The sequence below is a fragment of the Acinetobacter sp. genome (assembly GCF_045628685.1).
Lineage (GTDB): Bacteria > Pseudomonadota > Gammaproteobacteria > Pseudomonadales > Moraxellaceae > Acinetobacter.
The window spans coordinates 44,218-63,726 of sequence record NZ_JAZQPV010000036.1; the positions used below are offsets into that span (position 1 = coordinate 44,218).

Consider the following 19,509-nt stretch of genomic DNA (forward strand, 5'->3'; position numbering starts at 1 on the left):
ATAAAACTAACAAAAAATTATTCTGCGAAACAAATATTCAAAATACCATCTAATTCATCAAGTGAATGATATTGAATGACAAGTTTTCCTTTACCTTGCTTATTATGATCAATCTTTACATCTGCACTAAAACGCTCTGCTAGACGCTGCGTCAACTGCTGGATATCTGGTGCAACATCCACTTTGGCTTTTTCTTGTTTAGGCGCGTTTAAATCACGGACCAGTTGCTCGGTTTGACGTACAGATAAACTTTTTTCAATTACATGCTCGGCAACTTTAAGCTGATCTTTGGCTTTTAAAGTTAAGATTGCACGCGCATGTCCCATATCAAGCAAACCTTGCTGCATGAAATCTTTGACCGATTCTGCCAGCGTCAAAAGACGTAATAAATTACTTACCGTCGTACGTGCCTTACCGACTGTATCGGCAATTTCCTGATGACTTAAACCAAATTCCTCATGAAAACGCTGTAATGCCATGGCTTGATCAATTGGATTCAAGTCTTGACGTTGAATATTCTCAATTAAGGCCAATGCAATGGCGACTTGATCGGTCAAATCACGGACAATCGCCGGAATTTCAGTTAGGCCCGCAAGCTGGGCTGCACGCCAACGACGCTCACCAGCAATAATTTCATAGGGAAATTTTTCATCATCGATTGGGCGAATGACAATAGGCTGCATCACGCCATGTTTTTCAATCGAAGCAGCGAGTTCTTGCAGATCAGCTTCATGAATGAAACGACGGGGTTGATATTCACCACGTTTCAGTAAATGAACATCAATTTGTTTTAATTGCCCATGATCTAAACCTTGCGCTTCCATCTGTAATTTTTCTTTTTGGATTGAACCAAGTAAGGCATCCAAACCACGACCTTTAGCTAACCCGCGTTTTTTTGTGGTCATGCTTTAATTCCTTTTTTTACTTTGCTTTTCTTTAACACTTCAGCCGCTAAATTTAAGTAAGCAACTGCGCCTTTTGAATTTTTCTCAAAATAGATAATCGGCAAACCATGCGCAGGCGCTTCAGCCAGACGTACATTACGCGGAATCACTGTGTCATACAGTTTTTTACCAAAGTATTGTTCAAGTTCTTCTGAAACATCGCGCGTCAATGCATTTCGTGCATCATACATGGTGCGTAACACACCTATAATTTGCAAATCCGGATTAAGTGCTTGCTGAATACGATCAATGGTTTGGGTTAGATCGGCCAAGCCTTCCAGTGCATAATATTCACATTGCATTGGAATAAGCACACTATCGACCGCTGCCAAAGCATTTACCGTAATCAGGCTTAAACTGGGTGCACAGTCCACGATAATATAATCAAAAGAATGTTCTATTTCTTTTAATGCTTCACGCAGAATAAACTCGCGCCCATCCTGTTCTGCAATCGCAAGTTCTACGCCAGCCAAATCACGGTTTGCACCTAGAACTTTATAGCCGACTTCTGCTTTGCTAATTGCTGTTTCAATGGGTACTTCACCCAGCAAAACATCGGTGACCGAATACAGAAGATCATTTTTTTGGATACCAGACCCCATCGTGGCATTCCCCTGCGAATCCATATCCACAAGTAAAACGCGCTTCTTTAACACAGCTAACGATGCTGCCAAATTTACTGCGGTTGTGGTTTTACCTACACCACCTTTTTGGTTCGCAATCGCAATAATTTGTGCCATGGTAACCCCAATCCTTCGAAAATAATTAAATACGTTTTAACAAAAGCAGATGACGCTGTTCATCCAATCGCGGAACCTTTAACGCAATGATGTCACAGCTAAATTCTTGCTTGATGGCGGCTACTTCTTCTTCAGGAATTAAGCCTTTCATTGAAGCAATGATACTGTTTTCATGCATATACGGTTTCGATGCAGCAACAAAGTCGGTTAATGAAGCAAAGGCACGACTGGTAATGACATCAAACTGCCCCAAGTCATTAATACTGTCTTCATTTTCGACACGCGTTTGCACTGCAATCACATTTTTTAGTTTTAAATCTGCAATAAACTGCTTCAAGAAACGAATTTTTTTGCCATTTGAGTCGAGTAAAACACATTCACGTTCTGGCTGACACAATGCAATGATCATGCCCGGCATACCCCCACCCGTACCAATATCCAGCAGACGTCCAGGTGGCAAATCTTTTAAAATACTCAAACTATCCAATAAATGTTTAACCAACATTTCTTTCGGATCACGAATAGCCGTTAAATTATAGGCTTTGTTCCACAGTACAAGTGCATCTTGATATTTCAGCAAAAGATTTAATGCTTCTTCACTCAAATCTAAGCCAAGCTCTTGGCTACCTTGCTTTAACTCTTGAAAAAAAGGATGCATAAACAAGACATCTCAATAAAATTAAAGTGAAGTATACCCATTTCTACTCCGTGGAACAGTAGTTAACGCTTAGTGATTATGCACTTAAACGTACATCCCCTGACGAATCTGTAGATCTAGATCACTTAATCGTTCCGGTGTGCCAACATCTACCCAAGCTGCATGCATTTTTTCGGCGGAAATCTTTCCATCCAACATGGCTTGTTTCAACAGTGGCGCAAGCGGTCGCTTACCCGCTTCCAACCCATCAAACATTTTAGGATGAATCACCGCTACACCACTATAAGTCAGCGCCTCACCATGCTGCTCTTGCTCAAAGGTATAAGCACGACCATTTGATAAAATAAAGTCACCATTCGGATGTTGCGCTGGATTGGTCACCAAAACTAAATGAGCAAGATCTTGTTTAAGCTGAATATTTAATAAAGGAGCAAAATCAAAAGTGGTCCAAACGTCCCCATTCACTAAAATGAAGGGTTCTGTGCCTAACAATGGCAAGGCATTGATAATACCGCCCGCTGTTTCCAAGCCTTGATCTTCACGCGTCCACAAAATTTTGACCCCAAACTGCGAACCATCCCCCAAAGCATCAATCAGAACATCGGCCAACCATGCAGAATTGATAATAATTTCAGTCACACCAATTTGTTTTAATTTTTCAATATGCCAGACAATCAGGGCTTTCCCCCCAACTTCGAGTAAAGGCTTCGGCTTATAAAGGGTTAAAGGACGCATACGAGTACCCTGACCTGCCGCTAAAATCATGGCTTTCATTAGGCAGCAACCTCATATGCACCGTATTTGGCTTCAAATTTCGGCATCACTTTAGTCTGGATAAACTGCATAAAAGGTTGCAGCTCTACATAATCTTTACTTTCTTCAAGTAAATACCACATCACACGCGGTAAATCTTTCAAGTACCCTGTTTTTCCATCACGTTCGAATAAACGCACAAAAATACCTAAAATTTTAATATGACGCTGAATCGCCATAAAGTCGGCATCACGTTTAAACTGTGCAAAATCGCGATCTTGTTTTGCAGCTTCAGGCAACAAGTCATAGAAGACTTTAAACCAGGTATAAACACGATCTGCGTTCCACTGCACGTAAGCGTCACGTGTAATTGAAATTAAATCATAAGTATCTGCACCAATCACAGCATCTTGGAAATCAATTACTCCGAGATCTGTCTCACCTTCAATTTTCATCAAGTTACGGCTATGAAAATCACGATGTACAATCACTTGCGGTTGCGCCAGTGCTGCATTGGCCAAAATCGCAAAGGTGCGTTTAATTAAGGCTTGTTCATCTTGAGTGGGTTGAATCTGCAATGAAGGCAACATCCAGTCTGTGAGTAATTCCATTTCAGAAATGAGTTTCTCATAGGAATATTCCGGAAAGTTTTCTGTGCCCTCAATTGCCTGCAATTCGATCAACTGTTTAAAGCTTTGCATATAATAGGCATCAACCGTATCATCGTTAAGCAGGGTTGAGAGCAAAACATCACCAAAATCTTCGAGCAAGAGAAAGCCGTGCTGCAAGTCTTTAGCGATAATATGCGGAACGCGAACACCCTGTGTATCAAAAAACTGGTCAATCGTCACAAAAGGCACACAATCTTCTTTTTCTGGTGGTGCATCCATGAGCATAAATGTTTTATTATTCAACTTGATTCGTGCATAACGACGGAAGCTTGCATCGCCTGGCAAAAAATTAATTTCAAATTGATCTGAATCAAGTACAGATGTAATCCATGTATGTATGATTTGTTCACGTTGTGTTTTCATTTGCGATAAATTCTAAAACAGGCTGATTTTTAAAGTACTAAGTGTAGCCACTTATAAACTTTTTCTCTATGATGCGAGAATAATTAATTGCGATTAAGCATACTTGACTTGGTTAATGATACAAATGAAGCATCAATTCAAATTTAATCCTTTAGCGACTGCTATCTTGACCCTTTTATGTGGCAGCTCGATTTCAAGCTATGCTGAGTCCACACTTCCAGCTTCGACTGTCGACAACCAGAAAATAAAGGACAGCATTCAAGAAGCTTATCCTGGCCAACAGTTTTTTGAACAGTATTATGTTGATAAATCATCACCGGAAGCCCAACAACGTCAGGGACAAAATTTAAGTTCCACCTATTGTAAAGGTGCCTGGGTTACCCCTATTAGCCCAGAAACTAAAGCGGTAGAGCCGTCTGAAGCTACCTCAGTTGTGACTGCAGATTATGGCCATTACGATCCAAAAGGTGACTCGGTCCTCGAAGGTAATGTTGTCATTGATCAACAAGGTCGCCAGATTCGTGCTGATAAAATTACCATTGATCAAACTCAAACTTTTGCCAATGCTGAAGGTCACGTGCAAATGGCGCAAGCCGGATTACTCGCACAAAGTGATCAAATCAATTACAACCTAAAAACCCAGCAAGGCGATTTAAATAACAGTTTTTATATTTCTGAAGAACAACATGCGCATGGGCGTGCGGAAAAAATTGCCCGGACCTCTGAAAATGTGGTGGTGATGAACAATGCAACCTATAGCACCTGCCCACCGGATGAAACGCCTACCTGGAAAATTCAAGCCAATAAAATTACTTTAAATCAGGAAACAGGTCGCGGCGAAACGCGCGGAACTAAGCTATATGTTAAAGATGTTCCCGTCTTAGCAGTTCCTTACTTTAACTTTCCGATTGATGACCGTCGTACCACAGGTATTTTGACACCCAGTTTTGGCTTTACCAATGATGGTGGTGTAGAACTCGCGGTTCCTGTTTATTTAAATCTGGCACCCAATTACGATGCTACGGTTACTCCACGTTATATTGCTGATCGTGGAGCAATGCTTGAAGGCGAATTCCGTTATTTAACAGAGAACTATGGCTCAGGTATGATTTGGGGCGGTTATTTAGCTTCGGATGACAAATATGATGGCAAAGACCGTAAAGACTTGCATCTATTACATCAATGGCAAATCAACGATCAGTTTTCTACCAACTTAGATTATAACTATGCCTCAGATAAAGATTATTTTTCTGATTTAAATAGTAACCCAAACTCCAAGACCGACTTAAACTTGCGTCGCGCTTGGGAACTTAACTATAAAAATGGTATTCCCGGCTTAAAAGCTCAGTTAAAAGTTGAGGACTTCCAAACACTGGACAAATCTATTTCTGTTGAAGACCGTCCCTATGCACGTCTACCGCAATTCCTGTTAAATTATAAAACCGGAAACCCACTGGGTTTACAATACGAATTTAATAACGATACTGCTTACTTTAAAAAAGACATCAGCCTGTCCGATACAACGAATGATGGTTCCTATGAGCCTAGCGGCACCCGTATTTATAATGACTTTGCTGTGCGTTATAACTATCGTAATCCGTGGTCATTTGTTATTCCAGAAGTGTCGCTTCGTAACATCAGTACTTTCTATGATCAAGATACTATTAACGCCAATCAAAACACCAATTCCTCAAGTGAAAATCAATCGGTCACCGTACCGCAATTCACTTTAGATACCGGTCTGATCTTTGAAAAAGACGGGAAATACCTGCAAACCCTCACGCCACGTGCATTTTATGCCTATGCACCGTATAAAAACCAGGATGGTCATCCAAACTTTGACTCAACAACCGCATCGATCAATTATGACCAGTTATTTAATGCACGTCGTTTCTATGGCCATGACCGTTTAGAAGACAACAACTTCTTATCCCTAGGTCTAAGTTATAGCTTATTTGATGAAATTGGTCTGGAACGTTTAAAAACCAGCATTGGACAAAGTTTCTATTTTGAAGATCGCCGTGTCACTCTAGAAAATGAAACTAATCAGTTTGATACTGAACGCCGTACCGGCCCTGTTATAAGTGTTTCTAGTCAATTGTCACAAAATTTCACCATTGGAGCTAATTCAGCATGGATGTCGAATGGCGACAATGTTCAACGTGACTTCCAGCTTTATTACACCGGCGAGCAAGGCAACCTGTATAACCTTGGTTACTTCTATCGCCAAGATATTCCAGACCAGCAAAAGCAATATGACCAAGTCGTTGCCTCCTTCATTCAGCCAGTCTCTAACAACTGGCGCATTATGGGGCATGCTCAATATGACATAGATAACAATATAGCGCGTGAATATCTATTGGGTGTAAATTATGAAGCGTGCTGTTGGGGTGTTTCGGTTTATGGACGCTCTTACTATAATGACCTGGATGATGTGAAGGCAGATGGTGTGAATGCAAAACGCGCCATTATGGCCGAAGTCAGCCTTAAAGGCTTGGGTGGTTTCAACAAAAAGCTTTCATCATTACTAGAAAATCGTATTCTAGGTTTTAATAAAATTAATCAATCTTGGACACAACGTTAATGAAGACAATACAGTTAAAACATTTTTTTAAAGCGACTGCTCTCGCTTTAGCCCTTTCTTCATCAATGGCTACATTTGCACAACCAACAGATGAAATCGTGGCTTTGGTAGATAACAGTGTTATTTTGGAAAGTGATTTAGATCAAAGTATTGCAGAAGTAAAACATCAACTTGAAGCCCAAAAAAAACCAGTTCCACCAGAGCAGTATCTAAAACAGCAGGCACTTGATCAGCTGATCATTCGCCAAGCACAACTTGAGCAAGTCAAACGCTACAATATCAAGCCAAATGAAAAAGAGCTTAATGAAGCCGTGCTTAAAGTTGCCACTCAGTCTGGCAGCAAAAGTCTGGCAGCATTTCAGCAAAAGCTGGATGCTATTGCACCAGGAACTTATGAATCACTGCGTAACCGTATTGCAGAAGATTTAGCCATCAATCGCCTGCGCCAACAAAGGGTGATGTCACGTATTAAAATTAGTGACCAAGACGTGGAAAACTTCTTAAAAACACCACAAGGCCAAGCAGCCCTAGGCAATCAGGTGCATGTATTACATGTACGTATTTCTGGCACCAACAATGCAGAAAAAGTTGCGGAACAAGTAAAAGTGGCATTAAAAGACAGCAATGATATAAGTGCAATTGATAAAAAATTCACTGCCAATGGCGTGAAAGTCGAAAGTGCAGATATGGGCTTTCGGAATCTATCTGACCTTCCAGGCGAACTTGCTGCACGTGTAAGTCCACTGCAAGTTGGACAAACCACTGATCTTATTCCTGTAAAAGACGGAATACATATTTTAAAGCTAGTAGATCGGAAAGGGTCTGAGCAAAAAGCCATTGTACCTCAATATAAAGCACGCCATATCTTGATTCAGCCTTCAGAAGTGGTGAGTCCGGAAAATGCCAAACAACAAATTGACAGTATTTATAATCGCCTAAAAGCGGGTGAAGATTTTGCAGTGTTAGCATCTACTTTCTCTAATGATCCGGGTTCTGCTCGCGATGGTGGTAACCTGGGCTGGGTTAACCCGGGCGTTATGGTACCCGAGTTTGAAATAAAAATGAAAAACACACCTGTAGGCCAAACCAGCGCGCCATTTCAAACCCAATTTGGTTGGCACATTCTTCAAGTGACAGATACTCGCCAACAAGACATGTCACGTGAATACCAAGAACGGCTTGCGCGTCAAATTTTAGGTGAACGCCAATTTGATGCAGAGTTAGATAGCTGGTTACGTGAAATTCGTAGCAATGCTTTTGTTGAGATTAAAGACCCGAGTCTGGATCGTAAAAAGAGCAAATAAATTTGATTTATTTAATTCTTAAACAACCAGTTGCTCATCACAACTGGTTTTTTACTTCATTAAAATGCAGTCTGCTATGCACAAGAATTTGACAAATCCCATCATCTTAAAACTATAAATTTTAAAATAAAAAAACCTCTCACAAGGAGAGGTTTTTAAAAAAATCAACAATTAACGATTGTTTTCGTCATCTTGAGGATCTTCAAATTTTGTTTCGCCTTCAAAACCAGGGGTAGATTGGCCACCGAAGCCACCTTGACCACCGAAACCGCCCTGTTGACCACCAAAACCGCCTTGACCACCAAAACCGCCTTGACCACCAAAACCGCCAGGTTGCCCGCCGAAGCCGCCTTGACCGCCGAAACCGCCAGGTTGACCACCGAAACCACCTTGACCACCAAAACCGCCAGGTTGACCACCGAAGCCACCTTGACCACCTTGTGCGCCAAAGCTACCAGGAGCGCCTTGAGCACCAGCAGGAGCACCAGCAGGACGCGGGTTACGCGCAGGGACTACTGTAGAAATCGCATGTTTGTAAACCATTTGGCTTACAGTATTTTTTAATAAAACGACATATTGGTCAAAAGATTCAATATGTCCTTGTAATTTAATACCGTTAACAAGGAAGATAGAAACAGGGATACGTTCCTTACGGAGAGAATTCAAGAACGGATCTTGTAAAGTTTGACCTTTAGACATGTTATAACTCCAAAAAATTTAAAAATCAGCGCAAAAAACTATCTCTATTTTTCAAATAAAAATTATAAAAAGATAGTTACTAAATTTTGCTTTATCCGTAACAGTTTCGCAAGTCTTCTTGAGCCTGCGTTATCGTTAAATATGTTTTAAAACTATGTGATTCTTGCAAAGATCTTAACCAGGTATATTGACGTTTTGCAAGTTGTCGTGTCGCAAACAATGACTTATGCTCCATTTCCTGCCTTTTTTCGTTACTTTGGTCACTTTTTTGTATGAATTCTAAAGCTTGACGATAACCAACAGAGCGCATGGAAGGTAAATTATCATTTAAATCGTATTTTTCCATCAGATACTTTACTTCATGTAAAAATCCGATATCCCACATGGTTTTAAGTCGCTGTTCAATACGTTTATGTAATTCTACACGATCTGGCAATAAAGCATGATTATGAAAAGTGTAACGATAGGGTACATTTTTGGGTTGCTCAGCTTGTAGTTTTGTAATCGGTTGTCCGGTAAGCTTAAATACTTCCAATGCACGGATGATTCTTTGTTTATCACTGATCTTAAATTTCTGTCCTGCCAAGGGATCTACCGCACACAATTCTGCATAAACCGCTTCCCAGCCTTGTTGTTCTGCTTGCACTTCGATTTCAGCCCGAACAGCATGATCAGCACTGGGTAAATTGCTCGACAATCCTTCTAGTAAGGCTTTGAAATAAAGCATGGTTCCGCCTACCAAAATAGGTGTTTTACCACGTGCATGCATATCATCAATCAGCACACAGGCATCTTCTACAAACTGCGCAGCTGAATACACTTCTAAAGGCGTAATAATATCAATCAGATGATGCGGATAGCGCGCCTGCTCCTCTTTCGTTGGTTTTGCCGTACCAATATCCATATCTTTATAAACCAGCGCAGAGTCGACGGAGATGAGTTCAAAATGACCTTGCTCATAAAGTTCACATGCCAAAGCGGTTTTACCACTTGCAGTTGGTCCCATTAAATTGATGACCGGCAATTGATTTGACATGTACAACTACTCTCCTCGAGCAAAAAGTTTATCTAACTGTGAAAGTGGAAATGCGCGCCAGGTTGGACGTCCATGATTACACTGGCTGGCAAATTCGGTTTGTTCCATTTGGCGCAGTAAAGCATTCATTTCAGAAAGGCTTAAGATACGATGTGCACGCACTGCGCCATGACACGCCATTCCCGCCAAAATTTGGTCACGCTTTTGCAGCAAGCCTTGCGCTTCGTCACTCGGGTCTAAATCATTCAGCAATTCAGGCACCAAGGATTCAAAATCCGCCTTATGCAAAATGGCAGGCACCCCGCGTACAATGACTTGTTCATCGCCATATTGATCAATTTCCAGACCTAAACGCGCAAGCTGATCTTTTAGCTCATCGACCCGCATGGCTTGCATACGACTGATACTGATGACTTTAGGAATAAGCAGCTGTTGTGATGTCCAAAATTCTGGCTTATCCCACGCCGCTTTCATTTGCTGCAATACAATCCGCTCATGTGCGGCATGCATATCAACAATAATTAAACCTTCGGTGTTCTGCGCCAGAATGTAGATGCCATGCAATTGCGCAATCGCAATCCCTAAAGGATGCTCATCCACATGAACGGCTGCACGTTGTTCAAATTGATTCAACACTGCATCTGCATTCGATGGGGTAGCTTCACGTAATGGTGCCAAATAGCTTTGCAAGGCATTATTCAGCTGCTGTGAACCCATATAACGACTTTGCGAAGATTGTGACGCGTATTGAACTGTTTGTGGAGTACTGGCATTAAAGTCGGTTAATAATTCGGTGGATGACTCAACTGCCATCGCTGGCTCCAAAGTCTCTACAGCACGATGCAATTGAAACTGCTCCTGATAACGCGGAAGTTGCGTTTGAGGAATACCTGTAGCTTCTTCTTGTATTTTCATTGCCTGAGCTAAATCCGCACTTGCTGTTTGAAACTGGGACAACGTTTCTTTGGCAAAATGACGCACAAATTCATGTATTTCACGTTGATTTAGAAAGCGAATTTCATGTTTGGTCGGATGTACATTAACATCGACATTTTCAGGATCCACTTCTAAAAACAATAAATATGCAGCGTGTTGATGCCCATGCAAAATTCCGTCGTAAGCCATACGCAAGGCATGTGAAATGGTTTTGTCTTTTACGATCCGCCCATTCACATAGACATATTGTATATCTGCTTGTGAACGTGCATCTGAAGGATGACCGAGCCAACCAGATAAACGCATGCTGATACTATCGGCATCAATCCAATAGGCATTTTCAGTAAATTGGCGACCCAATAATTGTTGGACACGCTGAAAACGTAACTCACCACTATCTGCAATCGGCAAGTTCAACCGGATATTATTGTTATGCTCTAGAACAAACCGGATATCAAAATGGGTTAAGGCCAGACGACGGACAATTTCTTCAATATGTCCAAATTCAGTACCCTGTTTTTTTAAAAATTTCCGACGTGCCGGCACATTGAAAAACAGATCCTGAATCCGAATATGAGTGCCTTTTTGAGTGGCAACCGCCTGAATTTCCTGATGATCAAAAGCAGTACCATTCACTTCAACTTGATAGCCGATGCCATCATCATTCTGGCTACTGATCAGGGTTAAACGTGAAACTGCAGCAATCGAAGCCAATGCTTCACCCCGAAAACCCAAACTGACAATGGCCTGTAAATCATCCGCAGTTTGAATTTTACTGGTGGCATGACGCATGACCGCCAAGGCTAAATCATCAGGATGAACACCATGACCATTGTCAATGATTTCAATCAGGGTACTGCCACCTTGCTCAATACGAATAATAAGTTCAGTCGCACCAGCATCAATTGAATTTTCCAATAATTCTTTTACTACCGATGCTGGCCGCTCAATCACCTCTCCTGCTGCAATCTGGTTGGCTAGTGCAGGATTAAGGGTGTGAATGCGACGTTCGCTTAAATGATCACGCATTGTTCAATTGACTCTCTAATGCTTGTTTTAAGGCTGCCGATGAAAAACTTAAACTTGCTGTACGAGTCAGCTCATCTTCAGATTTTTCAATATTAATAATAAGGTCAGCGGGTGGAATTTCATCGCCACCTTTTGAAGGCCATTCAAATAAAAATAAAGCATCCGGTGTTTCCAAATAATCCCGGATCCCCATCAGCTCAAGTTCATAAGGGTCGTTTAAGCGGTATAAATCGAAATGAAAGATATCTTTACCGTTAATATTATAGGGTTCAACCAAGGTGTAGGTCGGACTTTTTACCGCACCTTGATGCCCTAAACTTTGCAAAAAATAGCGGGTGAATGTAGTTTTTCCGGCACCTAAATCACCAATTAAATAAACCACGCCCGTGCTAAAATGCTGCGCCAAAACCTGTGCTAAATTTTGGGTATCGTCTTCATTGTTTAAGGCCAAATTAAATGAATACTGCATATTGCTCACGACATGATTTCAAAGACCAATTATGATAGCATCGCACCGCTTTATTGCCCATGTTCGCATTTGCAAATGTGTAACTTTTCCTACATTTCTTTGTAAATACCATTCATTTTGATTAACGACAGATTGATCCACGACAAATCACATGACCAGCACTGAATTTATTCCCCCCATGATTGATGGTGTAAGCGCAAGCAAAGTATTCCTTCCTAAAACATTTCCTACACCGGCCACTGTCTATCAATATTTATGTCAGCAGTTTGCCCATATTGATACATCTGAATGGCAGCAACGTTTTGCTGACGGATTAATTTATGATGCTTTAGGTCAAATATTAACTATTAGCTCTGTATATATCGAAAATAGCCACGTGTTTTACTACCGTTTTTTAGCACATGAAATACACGTTCCCTTTGAACATGAAATTTTATTTGAAAATGAACACTTGCTGGTGATCGATAAACCACATTTTTTGACCATCAGTCCAACCGGTCAATACGTGCAAGAAACGTTATTGGTACGGTTAAAAAAACAAACTGGTAATGAATTTTTAACACCGATTCATCGTCTCGACCGTGAAACGGCAGGTGTGGTTTTATTCTCTAAACAAACCTCTACTCGTGCTGTCTATCAGGAAATGTTTGCACAACGCCAGGTGAATAAAACTTATCATGCCATTGCAGCTTTTAATGCAGATTTAACATTTCCCTGCTATACCCGTTATCGACTGGAAAAAGGACAACCGTTCTATACCATGCAAGTGGTTGAAGGACCAATAAATAGCGAAACCGAAATTAATTTAATTGAGCATGACTCTGTGTGGGGGAAATATGAACTTAACCCGATTACAGGTAAGCAGCATCAATTGCGCGTTCATTTGAACAGTTTAGGCATTGCTATTAAAAATGATCCTTTTTATCCCGTGGTGCAACATAAGAGAGCAGATGACTTTTCCGCACCACTACAGCTTTTAGCAAAATATATTCGCTTGACTGACCCCCTCACTTCTCAGGAGATGGAATTTTCCTCTAAGCTTGAATTGACATTGTAATATTCTTGTCATTACAATTTATTTTCGTAAATATAGTGTATGAATATTGAAATTACATGAGATTTGATTAAAATAAATGCTGAAAAGTTAAGTAATTAGATGTATTCAGAAATCATGAGAAAAACAGAAGTTTATCAAATAAGACTTGACTCCCAAGAAAAAAAACATGCTTTTGCAGTGTTTAAACAATTGGGGATTACGCCAGCACAAGCGGTTCGATTGTTCTTTAAACAAGTCGTGCTAACCAAATCCATCCCATTTTCTATTGAAAATCAAGGTATTAATCTTGAACAACTGTATAAGATTCGAAAATTAAAGCAACAACAAACCCGTTTAACGGGTCAAGCCGAACAATCGCTTGATGTTGAGGAAGAATTTATTTTAGATGATGACCATTTAGACCTGTTTGAAGAGCTGAATGCCATTTTGGGTGAAAGTGACAAAACTTAACAGTGTTGCATTTACAAACAAATTTTAAAAAACTGAATATAAAAAATTAGTTATGCTTCATGCAAAGATAATAAAAGCATGGAGTATAGAATGATCGTAAGACGCGCCACTCTAGAAGATTTACACCCTCTTGCAGTTTTATTTGATGAATATCGCCAATTTTATGGGGCTTCTTCCGACTTAAATGCATCTTATCAATTCTTAAAACAACGCTTTGAAAATCAGGAAAGCGTGATTTTTATTCATATTAAAGACGATGTTTTTACAGGCTTTATTTTACTGTATTTAGGATTTTCTTCGGTCGCTTGTTCAATCTATTATATTTTGGATGATGTTTATGTTACCCCCACCTATCGGCGTCAGGGTTCAGCAAAACAACTGATTGATACCGCTATTTTATTTGCGCGTCATGAAAATGCGCTACGCATTAGCCTGGAAACTCAAAAAACCAATTATCAATCCCATAAACTGTATGAGCAAATGGGCTTTGTGAAAGATGATGAATTCCAGACCTATCACTGTTTCCTTAAATAACCATCTGTGTTCTGGCCAGCTCGACCTGTTGTTCATCTAAATAAATCCACTTCCCCTGTGCTAATTCAGGAAGCGTTAAAGCACCTATTTGCTGACGATGCAATCGTTCAACTTTATTTCCCACAGCAGCCAACATCCGTTTCACCTGATGATAAACACCTTGATGAATGGTCAGCTGTAATTCATTTTCTGCAAGTTGAATCACATCTGTTGCCGCAAAAATACCTGACTCATTACGTAATTCTATGCCCTGCTGCAATTGCTGGATCTGCTGCGCTGTCACAGGATCGCCCGTTTGCATTCGATAGACTTTAGCCACATGTTTTTTGGGATGAGTTAAGGCTTGTAGAAATTGCCCATCATCCGTAAGTAACAAAAGACCGCTGGTGTCCTGATCTAAACGTCCCACACATTGTAAACCACGGTTCATCAGCACATCATCGAACAGGTCAAACACACTAAAATGATGCGTGGCCTGATGCGAACATTCATAATCTTGAGGCTTGTTTAAGGCGATGTAGACCTTTTCACGATAATCAAAATGTTCTCCATATACGGAAAAACTTAAATGATTTAAATCCAGTTTATGTTTTGCATTGGTGATGACTTCACCTTGGATGGCAATCGCTCCATTTTTAATGAGCTGCTGGCAATGTTTACGCGAACCGAAACCTTGCGATTGCAACATCTTTTCCAAGAACATAAACCTCACCCTCTAAATATCACGAAAGACGCATTCTATACTGAAATGCAGGCTAATTTTATTGTTCCCAGTCTTTAAAGTAAATCTCAGCGCAAAACCCGATATAATAGATCTTATTTTTTCCAATCTCCCTGAAGATAATGTCCAATCTAGATTTGAATCTGATCGTTCTCTTAGTTTTATTGGCTTGCGGTATTTTTAGTCATAATAGTGCTGTCACTATTGCTGCCGGTATACTCATCGTTTTTCGTATTACCCCGCTGAGTGAATTTTTTCCTTATTTGCAGCAACACGGTTTAAATATCGGCATCATTATTTTAACCATTGGTGTTTTAACACCTATTGCCAGTGGGAAAATTCCAGGCGATGCGATTTTAAAATCCTTTATGAGCTGGAAATCTCTGCTTGCAATCGCGATCGGTGTATTGGTTGCATGGCTGGGTGGACGTGGAGTCAAACTCATGAGCAATCAGCCCGATGTGGTTGCAGGCTTATTGATTGGTACAGTTGCAGGCGTTGCGGTATTGCGCGGTGTTCCTGTTGGCCCTTTAATTGCGGCTGGAATACTCACCCTGTTCATAGGCTATTCTTAAATTTTCAATCTCCAGTCTGCAAGCTGACACTTTTAGACTTGATTCTTAATTACTACGCAGTTTTTCGAAATAAAATACGGATCAAAAACATGCCAATCAGCGATAGGATTGCCATTAAAATCCCGACCCAAAACCACGAGCCTGTACTCAGCACAATAGATGCAATTAAAGGAGGCAACAAGAATTGCGAGGTTGCAGAACACTGCAACACCAGCCCGATTGTGCTCGTAATAGCAATCGGCTTTGCGGCAAAATTTAGCACCTGAGAAAACACCACAGCCGCCACAAAGCCTCCAAATAATGAAAAACTCAAAACCAATATAAATTGCAGACTAAAGGGTAAGAATTCATGTAACAGATAAAAACTTAAGGCACACAATATTAAGTTAGCAAAACCAGTTTGGACTAAAGTTTGAGGCCGAAAACCTCGCTGTAACAGCAATCCACAAACAAAAGTGCCAATGGCATTGGCTATCGCCACGATAGCTGTTAAGGCACCAGCGAGTGCTAAAGAAAATTGATATTGCTGATAAATACTGGGTAAAAAACTGACCAGACTAAACCATTGCCCAGCGTATACACCGAAAATAATCGCTAAAATCCAGGCAGGAGGATGTTTTAAAGTTAACTGAATTAAGTTAAAAATTTCAACTGGCTGGGTATTGGCTTGTGCTTTGGGAATAATACTGTAAATCACGCAGGCCAAAGAGAGTGATAACAAACCATAGCAAATCCAGACGCCTTGCCACCCAATACTATTCAGCAGCAAAGGTGTGCATAGCAGGCCGATCCCCATTCCGCCTCCCATATAGGCACTCCAAAGCCCCATCTTGGCTTGCAAATGATCCACAGGAACCAATTGACGGATAAAAGCAGGGCCACTTAAGGTAATCAGCAGGAATCCAAAACCTTCCATCACACGCAGAGCCAGCAAGCTTGAGAATGTCTGCACAAAACCACCGATGCAGCTGGCGATTGTAAGTAAGCTTAATCCCAATAATACACAGGATTTTAAGCCTATTTTGGCGGTATAGCTGCCCAGCAATAATGCCATGCACATGCCCGCAACTTGCACCAGGGATAATAAAAAACTGGCTTGAACCAAACTAATGCCTAACTCGGCCTGCAGTAAAGAAATCGTGGGCGGTAACTTACCAATATGCATAGCAGCGACAAATCCTGCTGCAATTATCCATAAATCCTTGCTGAGCCAATGTGCGGAATTCACAATCCTCTCCTTTAGCGATTCCAAGGCTAGGCTAGCAAGAATAAAAACTGTTTTTTATTGTTGATTTAGATCAGCTTAGAGCTTAAAAAACTTAATCTGAGATTACATCAGACCAGGAAAAAATTATCTTTAAAGCTCTGCAAAATTCCGCACCCTTTCTAAGCAGAATAATACTGATTGCGCTTTTGCGAGAATTTAGCCAATTGCTTTAAAAAACCTTCAAAGTAGCTTTTCTCTTTCTCTTCAGTTCTATAGCCCGCATACAAAGTACGACGCAAGCCTGTAGCAGATACGCAATCTAAACGGCGTGAGGTGACCCAGCCCTTTTGCTCATATTCATTCACCACCCAATCTGGCAGTGCTGCTATACCTCGTCCACTGGCCACCAGTTGAATCAACATCTGGGTTAAATCGGTCGTGCGTATCTTTTTAGGTTGAATATTTGCAGGAATAAAGAGTTTCGCCATGATATCCAGACGGTGCTTGTCTACCGGATAAATGATCAGGGTTTCATCTGCCAACTCTTGCACGGTAATACGTTCAGCCCGTACCAAGGGATGAGTATTGGATAAAACCAAACGTGATTCATATTCAAAAATCGGGAAATATTCGATGCCCTTTAATGCAATCGGATCTGCCGTAATCAACATATCAAATTCTGCATTTTGCAAAAGTTCATGCGGATTGGCTTCAAAACCTGAAGCAAAGTCCAGGTCTACATCTGGATATAAATGACGATATTGATTCAGTAAAGGCATTAACCAGTCAAAACAACTATGACATTCCGACGAGAAAATAATACGCCCGGTCTGACCATGCACAATACGGGTAATGTCGGTTTGGGTAATCTGAATTTGTGGCAATACATCATCAGCCAATTTCAGTAACCGTTGCCCGACATTGGAAAAACTCACTGGGCGACTACGGCGATTCACCACCTCCACCCCATACCAATGATCCAGCTCTTTCAGTTGATGAGAAATTGCCGACGGGGTTAAACATAAGTCGTTAGCTGCAGCAACCAGTGAACCATGTTCACGCAAAGCCGTCAGGGTTTTTAAATGGCGAATTTCTAACATGTAAATAACATTCCAACAAAGCGTATGTTTTGAGCCTTGTATAAAAAGCCCAACATATAAAAAATAATGAATTAAATTAATCTTATCATTAAAACAATGAGATTATTTCATTTTTATTTTATTCGCTGATGTTTTTAACCAAAACAATCTTCTTGGAGGAAACAAGGCATGGTTATTATTTTTCACATTTTTTGGCTATGTAGGTTGGGGTGAAGCCTGAATTTAAAATTGCTGAGCAAAGCTATTGGAAAGGTAAAACCACACAAAGCCCCAGTGGTCGAAGCTAGCAACTGCCAAACCCAGATTGATATCGGACTTTCATTTGTGGCGATCAGGAACTTTGTATTTTATGACAATATTTTGGCATATACCTTGTTTAGAATTCATGCCACTACGTTTTATCAAGGCAGAAAAACTCGATCAGATTAAGCAACTAACGGTCGCGTATTGTTCATGGCAAAACTCCAGAGTTTGATACGAATTTTGAGGAACCGATTTTAGTATGAGAGCTTGCGCTTGAATAGTTAGTAGCCTTTGAACATGTTTATAGCGTATTACAATGCCGTGATGGTTTAAAATTGATTGTAGGGAGCTATTTTTAAAACATTGAATGCTAACCTGAATCTTGTAGTCAATCTAATTGTTGCAGGTTTGCACATTGATATTAATCGTGAAAAAGTTAGTAAATTCTTCTGGAAAAGTCATTGACCAGTTTTCTACGCACAAAATTCTGTTATTAGGCTTGATTCATGACTCTGGTGTCTAGGTTAATGATTTAGTTGAATTGAATGACATTGTGTAAATTACATGGGTTAAAATGGCGAAACAGGTTCGTGAAGAGATAACTAAAGCTGCACAATTGCTTGTCGTCGGGTATTTCAAAGCAGAGAGAGCCTATCTAGGAGTTATTTTTATATGAGCTAATGAATCATTCATTAAGAAAAGCGATAATATTGTCCAGTCCCCAAATCATAAAAACTCAAGGTAGAACCAGAAATCGTAATCTCAAAATAACTTGAATTTCCATAATGATAACCTTCGTATTTTTTTACGCCTTTCTTTTTTAAGCTGATAAATTCACTATGACCATAATCATATAAATTGAACTCTCGACCCGTATGGCGCCCTTCAAAAATTACCGATCTCTGATAATCAAAAAGTTTGGCTTCTTGCTGATTCACATTGCCACTTATTTGAGAATATGAACTTTCGTTATAGTCATAAATATTAGATTTAGTGTTGCCGAATTCCAGCTTGGCCACCACTAACGCGAGCGCCGCTCTCTGATACTGTTTCATAAATTTTCCCTTTTATTTTTTTAATTGTTTTTGAGTCATAGAAAAAATCATCCTATTTTTTCTATTTTAAAACGTATTCAAATTGTTGTTATTCAAAAACAACATAACAAATTATTTTTTCAAATTAAAGCATTACTTTTTATAATACCTCAAATTTGACTATAAATAACCCTCCTCCCTCTCCATTACTTAAAAATCTAAACGGCGTTAGAACTTTGGTCTTAGCTTTGCAGGAATTAAAACTCCACAAACCATTAAGTTTTCAATATTAAGTATCTTAAGCCCATCAATAATAAATTAAATAACGGTATTTCAATATGCTAAAAATAATCAACTTAAGCACATCTATTTAATATGAATATTTTGACTATGGCTCGATCA

General features: G+C 40.1%; 19 protein-coding genes. 6 read left to right on the plus strand and 13 right to left on the minus strand.

Features of this window, described 5'->3' with window-relative positions:
* Positions 1-17 precede the first annotated feature (17 nt).
* From ACKI4H_RS04880 to ACKI4H_RS04900, 5 genes are all read right to left on the minus strand, one after another.
* Positions 18-905, minus strand: coding sequence for a ParB/RepB/Spo0J family partition protein (locus ACKI4H_RS04880; protein WP_131382858.1), 888 nt, complete (start codon positions 903-905; stop codon positions 18-20).
* Positions 902-1,684, minus strand: coding sequence for a ParA family protein (locus tag ACKI4H_RS04885; RefSeq protein WP_067866770.1), 783 nt, complete (start codon positions 1,682-1,684; stop codon positions 902-904). Before ACKI4H_RS04885 ends, ACKI4H_RS04880 begins: the two co-directional genes overlap by 4 nt.
* 25 nt (positions 1,685-1,709) lie before the next feature.
* On the minus strand, positions 1,710-2,342 hold the full coding sequence (gene rsmG, locus ACKI4H_RS04890; protein WP_407304183.1) for a 16S rRNA (guanine(527)-N(7))-methyltransferase RsmG: 633 nt from the start codon (positions 2,340-2,342) through the stop codon (positions 1,710-1,712).
* An 84-nt stretch (positions 2,343-2,426) separates the two neighbouring features.
* Positions 2,427-3,116, minus strand: a complete 690-nt coding sequence (murU, locus tag ACKI4H_RS04895) for an N-acetylmuramate alpha-1-phosphate uridylyltransferase MurU (RefSeq protein ID WP_407304185.1) — start codon at positions 3,114-3,116, stop codon at positions 2,427-2,429.
* The gene (locus tag ACKI4H_RS04900) at positions 3,116-4,129 is read right to left on the minus strand and encodes an aminoglycoside phosphotransferase family protein (RefSeq protein WP_407304186.1); all 1,014 of its coding nucleotides are present in this window, start codon (positions 4,127-4,129) and stop codon (positions 3,116-3,118) included. The genes murU and ACKI4H_RS04900 overlap by 1 nt, the downstream gene beginning before the upstream one ends.
* A 124-nt stretch (positions 4,130-4,253) precedes the next feature.
* Between ACKI4H_RS04900 and ACKI4H_RS04905 the strand changes: the two genes are divergently transcribed.
* Together ACKI4H_RS04905 and ACKI4H_RS04910 are read left to right on the plus strand one after the other, a co-directional pair.
* Positions 4,254-6,713: an LPS-assembly protein LptD gene (locus ACKI4H_RS04905; protein WP_407304187.1), complete on the plus strand. Its 2,460-nt coding sequence runs from the start codon at positions 4,254-4,256 to the stop codon at positions 6,711-6,713.
* A complete protein-coding gene (locus tag ACKI4H_RS04910; protein WP_407304189.1) occupies positions 6,713-8,017 on the plus strand; it encodes a peptidylprolyl isomerase in 1,305 nt (434 codons plus the stop codon). Before ACKI4H_RS04905 ends, ACKI4H_RS04910 begins: the two co-directional genes overlap by 1 nt.
* Positions 8,018-8,188: 171 nt before the next feature.
* Here ACKI4H_RS04910 and hfq read toward each other — a convergent pair whose 3' ends face one another.
* The 4 genes from hfq to tsaE form a co-directional block, all read right to left on the minus strand.
* Positions 8,189-8,716, minus strand: a complete 528-nt coding sequence (gene hfq / locus ACKI4H_RS04915) for an RNA chaperone Hfq (protein WP_407304190.1) — start codon at positions 8,714-8,716, stop codon at positions 8,189-8,191.
* Positions 8,717-8,807: 91 nt separating this feature from the next.
* On the minus strand, positions 8,808-9,752 hold the full coding sequence (gene miaA / locus ACKI4H_RS04920; RefSeq protein ID WP_407304192.1) for a tRNA (adenosine(37)-N6)-dimethylallyltransferase MiaA: 945 nt from the start codon (positions 9,750-9,752) through the stop codon (positions 8,808-8,810).
* Positions 9,753-9,758: 6 nt separating this feature from the next.
* Complete coding sequence (gene mutL / locus ACKI4H_RS04925) at positions 9,759-11,717, minus strand: DNA mismatch repair endonuclease MutL (protein ID WP_407304193.1); 1,959 nt, start codon at positions 11,715-11,717, stop codon at positions 9,759-9,761.
* Positions 11,710-12,186, minus strand: coding sequence for a tRNA (adenosine(37)-N6)-threonylcarbamoyltransferase complex ATPase subunit type 1 TsaE (gene tsaE, locus ACKI4H_RS04930; RefSeq protein WP_407304195.1), 477 nt, complete (start codon positions 12,184-12,186; stop codon positions 11,710-11,712). Before tsaE ends, mutL begins: the two co-directional genes overlap by 8 nt.
* A gap of 151 nt (positions 12,187-12,337) precedes the next feature.
* On the opposite strand from tsaE, the gene ACKI4H_RS04935 reads away from it, so the two are divergent.
* From ACKI4H_RS04935 to ACKI4H_RS04945, 3 genes are all read left to right on the plus strand, one after another.
* Positions 12,338-13,243: a pseudouridine synthase gene (locus tag ACKI4H_RS04935; protein ID WP_407304197.1), complete on the plus strand. Its 906-nt coding sequence runs from the start codon at positions 12,338-12,340 to the stop codon at positions 13,241-13,243.
* A gap of 114 nt (positions 13,244-13,357) precedes the next feature.
* Complete coding sequence (locus ACKI4H_RS04940) at positions 13,358-13,693, plus strand: type II toxin-antitoxin system RelB/DinJ family antitoxin (RefSeq protein WP_407304199.1); 336 nt, start codon at positions 13,358-13,360, stop codon at positions 13,691-13,693.
* Positions 13,694-13,783: 90 nt separating this feature from the next.
* Positions 13,784-14,227 (plus strand): GNAT family N-acetyltransferase, encoded by a 444-nt coding sequence (locus ACKI4H_RS04945; protein ID WP_407304200.1) that lies wholly within the window; start codon positions 13,784-13,786, stop codon positions 14,225-14,227.
* Here ACKI4H_RS04945 and ACKI4H_RS04950 read toward each other — a convergent pair.
* Positions 14,220-14,930: a pseudouridine synthase gene (locus ACKI4H_RS04950; RefSeq protein ID WP_407304202.1), complete on the minus strand. Its 711-nt coding sequence runs from the start codon at positions 14,928-14,930 to the stop codon at positions 14,220-14,222. The two genes, ACKI4H_RS04945 and ACKI4H_RS04950, sit on opposite strands and share 8 nt — an antisense overlap.
* Positions 14,931-15,070: 140 nt before the next feature.
* Between ACKI4H_RS04950 and ACKI4H_RS04955 the strand changes: the two genes are divergently transcribed.
* A complete protein-coding gene (locus ACKI4H_RS04955) occupies positions 15,071-15,523 on the plus strand; it encodes a DUF441 domain-containing protein (RefSeq protein WP_407304204.1) in 453 nt (150 codons plus the stop codon).
* A 52-nt stretch (positions 15,524-15,575) separates the two neighbouring features.
* On the opposite strand, the gene ACKI4H_RS04960 is transcribed toward ACKI4H_RS04955, so the two are convergent.
* The 3 genes from ACKI4H_RS04960 to ACKI4H_RS04970 form a co-directional block, all read right to left on the minus strand.
* A complete protein-coding gene (locus ACKI4H_RS04960; protein ID WP_407304206.1) occupies positions 15,576-16,751 on the minus strand; it encodes a CynX/NimT family MFS transporter in 1,176 nt (391 codons plus the stop codon).
* Between the two features lie 158 nt (positions 16,752-16,909).
* Positions 16,910-17,830: a LysR family transcriptional regulator gene (locus ACKI4H_RS04965; RefSeq protein WP_407304208.1), complete on the minus strand. Its 921-nt coding sequence runs from the start codon at positions 17,828-17,830 to the stop codon at positions 16,910-16,912.
* A gap of 935 nt (positions 17,831-18,765) precedes the next feature.
* On the minus strand, positions 18,766-19,128 hold the full coding sequence (locus ACKI4H_RS04970) for a hypothetical protein (protein WP_407304210.1): 363 nt from the start codon (positions 19,126-19,128) through the stop codon (positions 18,766-18,768).
* Between the last annotated feature and the right edge of the window lie 381 nt (positions 19,129-19,509).

Bases quoted from the DNA above. Each gene is read 5' to 3' on its own strand.
- ACKI4H_RS04950 (WP_407304202.1), bottom strand. From the start codon at position 14,930: ATGTTCTTGGAAAAGATGTTGCAATCGCAAGGTTTCGGTTCGCGTAAA.
- ACKI4H_RS04945 (WP_407304200.1), top strand. From the start codon at position 13,784: ATGATCGTAAGACGCGCCACTCTAGAAGATTTACACCCTCTTGCAGTT.
- murU (WP_407304185.1), bottom strand. From the start codon at position 3,116: ATGAAAGCCATGATTTTAGCGGCAGGTCAGGGTACTCGTATGCGTCCT.
- miaA (WP_407304192.1), bottom strand. From the start codon at position 9,752: ATGTCAAATCAATTGCCGGTCATCAATTTAATGGGACCAACTGCAAGT.
- hfq (WP_407304190.1), bottom strand. From the start codon at position 8,716: ATGTCTAAAGGTCAAACTTTACAAGATCCGTTCTTGAATTCTCTCCGT.
- tsaE (WP_407304195.1), bottom strand. From the start codon at position 12,186: ATGCAGTATTCATTTAATTTGGCCTTAAACAATGAAGACGATACCCAA.
- mutL (WP_407304193.1), bottom strand. From the start codon at position 11,717: ATGCGTGATCATTTAAGCGAACGTCGCATTCACACCCTTAATCCTGCA.
- ACKI4H_RS04940 (WP_407304199.1), top strand. From the start codon at position 13,358: ATGAGAAAAACAGAAGTTTATCAAATAAGACTTGACTCCCAAGAAAAA.
- ACKI4H_RS04935 (WP_407304197.1), top strand. From the start codon at position 12,338: ATGACCAGCACTGAATTTATTCCCCCCATGATTGATGGTGTAAGCGCA.
- rsmG (WP_407304183.1), bottom strand. From the start codon at position 2,342: ATGCATCCTTTTTTTCAAGAGTTAAAGCAAGGTAGCCAAGAGCTTGGC.
- ACKI4H_RS04900 (WP_407304186.1), bottom strand. From the start codon at position 4,129: ATGAAAACACAACGTGAACAAATCATACATACATGGATTACATCTGTA.
- ACKI4H_RS04905 (WP_407304187.1), top strand. From the start codon at position 4,254: ATGAAGCATCAATTCAAATTTAATCCTTTAGCGACTGCTATCTTGACC.
- ACKI4H_RS04885 (WP_067866770.1), bottom strand. From the start codon at position 1,684: ATGGCACAAATTATTGCGATTGCGAACCAAAAAGGTGGTGTAGGTAAA.
- ACKI4H_RS04970 (WP_407304210.1), bottom strand. From the start codon at position 19,128: ATGAAACAGTATCAGAGAGCGGCGCTCGCGTTAGTGGTGGCCAAGCTG.
- ACKI4H_RS04910 (WP_407304189.1), top strand. From the start codon at position 6,713: ATGAAGACAATACAGTTAAAACATTTTTTTAAAGCGACTGCTCTCGCT.
- ACKI4H_RS04955 (WP_407304204.1), top strand. From the start codon at position 15,071: ATGTCCAATCTAGATTTGAATCTGATCGTTCTCTTAGTTTTATTGGCT.
- ACKI4H_RS04965 (WP_407304208.1), bottom strand. From the start codon at position 17,830: ATGTTAGAAATTCGCCATTTAAAAACCCTGACGGCTTTGCGTGAACAT.
- ACKI4H_RS04880 (WP_131382858.1), bottom strand. From the start codon at position 905: ATGACCACAAAAAAACGCGGGTTAGCTAAAGGTCGTGGTTTGGATGCC.